The sequence below is a fragment of the Roseovarius autotrophicus genome (genome assembly GCF_018069895.1).
Taxonomy (GTDB): domain Bacteria; phylum Pseudomonadota; class Alphaproteobacteria; order Rhodobacterales; family Rhodobacteraceae; genus Roseovarius; species Roseovarius autotrophicus.
In genome coordinates, this window is sequence record NZ_JAGQDH010000061.1 from 1 (window position 1) to 1,741 (window position 1,741).

Consider the following 1,741-nt stretch of genomic DNA (forward strand, 5'->3'; position numbering starts at 1 on the left):
GTCCACCCCGTAGCCCCTGAGAAACTCCACCGTAGTCGCCATCGCGAAACTCCTGCACCGATCTCCATCGGACACGGCATCGCAGGTCAGACAATCGAACAAAAGGTGAGGGCCAGCGACCGCTTACTTCCGACTGGGCCACCAATTGCCCGGAATACAAGGTGACGGCGGTGCAGATCAGCCTGTCGAACGGGCCGACGGACTGGCAGGAGGAGTATGCCGCACAGGCCGCACAGGCGCGGCGCATCCTGCCCGCGGCAGAGTGACGGCGATGGGGTTTTCTCCCTCCCGGAGCCGTCCGGGCCTCTCGGTGCAGGGCGAGGGGGTGCGCCGCATCTCGCGCGCCCTGCCCGATGAGGTGCCGGTGGCCTTTGTCTTTGACGGCACGACGCAGGCGGTGATGATGGCCACGCCATCGGATGTCGCCGATTTTGCCCATGGCTTTGCCCTGACCGAGGGGATCGTGACCGATCCGGCGCAAATCGAGGGTTTCGAGATTGCCGAGCACGCTCAGGGGATCGAGGCGCGGTTCTGGCTTAGTGGCGACCGGCAAGACGCGCTTGCGGCGCGGCGGCGGTTCATGGCGGGACCGGTGGGCTGTGGCCTGTGCGGCATCGACAGTCTGGAACAGGCGGTGCGCCCGGTGCCGCGCGTGGCCCATGCCGCGCCGGTCTTTGCCGCGCGAGAGATTGCCCGCGCCACCGAGGCGCTTACCGCGCAGCAGCCGCTGCATGATCTGACCCACGCCACCCATGCCGCCGGTTTTATCCTTCCCGGCGCTGGCGTGGTGATGGCGCGCGAGGATGTGGGGCGGCACAATGCGCTCGACAAACTCATCGGCGCGCTCTGGCGGGCGGGCATTGATCCGGCGGACGGCGCCATGGTGATGACCAGCCGCCTTTCCGTCGAACTGGTGCAGAAATGCGCCATGGCGGGTTGCGGCCTGTTGATCGCCGTCTCCGCCCCCACCGCCCATGCGTTGCGGCTGGCCGAGGACGCGGGCATCACCCTTGCCGCATTCGCGCGCGGCGGCGGATTCGATCTTTATTCCCATCCCCAACGCATCCCCCATGAGGTTCCCGATGTCGCCTGAGAAAATGGTCCATATGGCCAACCAGATCGCCACCTTCTTCAAGACCCAGCCCGGCACCGATCAGGCCGTTCGCGTCGCCCTGCATCTGACCGATTACTGGGAGCCACGGATGCTGGCGCAGTTGCATGCCCATGTCAGCGCCGGGGGCGAGGGGCTCGATGATCTGGTAACCGCGGCGGCGGCGCGGATCGCAGAGGCGCGCGAACGCATCTGATCTCGGGCTGGAAAGGCGCCCTTGCATGATATGTCGTCATGGACACGGCAGACTGCGAGGCGAGGGAGAACCGGGGCAGGTCGCCCGCCGAACACATGCTCTGGCAGGAAAACAACGCGCCAATGGTATCCGAGCCGTTCGAGCGGCTGCTACGACTCGTCCGGGGATCGCACCCGCCGCCCATCCGGAACGCCGAGGCCATATGGCGCGAGCAACTGCTTGGACAGGTATGCGGCGAGGACCATCGGGGCGCTGCTGCGGTTGCGGCATCATGCCCGATACCGCAAAAGTCAGCGCCCCGTCTGCCCCCCTCTTGCCCTTGATCAGCCGATGGCCTTGAGCACGGCCTCGCCGAGGCTGGCGGGGCTTTCGGCGACGGTGATGCCGGCGGATTGCATCGCCTCGATCTTGTCCTCGGCGCCACCCTTGCCGCC

The 1,741-nt window shown here is 66.9% G+C and carries 2 protein-coding genes and 1 pseudogene; 2 read left to right on the forward strand and 1 reads right to left on the reverse strand.

Annotation, left to right across the window (positions count from 1 at the left end; translation table 11 throughout):
• Window positions 1–271 precede the first annotated feature (271 nt).
• Together fdhD and KAK09_RS18505 are read left to right on the forward strand one after the other, a co-directional pair.
• A complete protein-coding gene (fdhD, locus tag KAK09_RS18500) occupies window positions 272–1,093 on the forward strand; it encodes a formate dehydrogenase accessory sulfurtransferase FdhD (protein WP_210880394.1) in 822 nt (273 codons plus the stop codon).
• A complete protein-coding gene (locus KAK09_RS18505; protein ID WP_210880395.1) occupies window positions 1,083–1,307 on the forward strand; it encodes a formate dehydrogenase subunit delta in 225 nt (74 codons plus the stop codon). Before fdhD ends, KAK09_RS18505 begins: the two co-directional genes overlap by 11 nt.
• Window positions 1,308–1,630: 323 nt before the next feature.
• Here KAK09_RS18505 and KAK09_RS18510 read toward each other — a convergent pair.
• Window positions 1,631–1,741: pseudogene (locus tag KAK09_RS18510) on the reverse strand (succinate--CoA ligase subunit alpha); the annotation flags it as partial.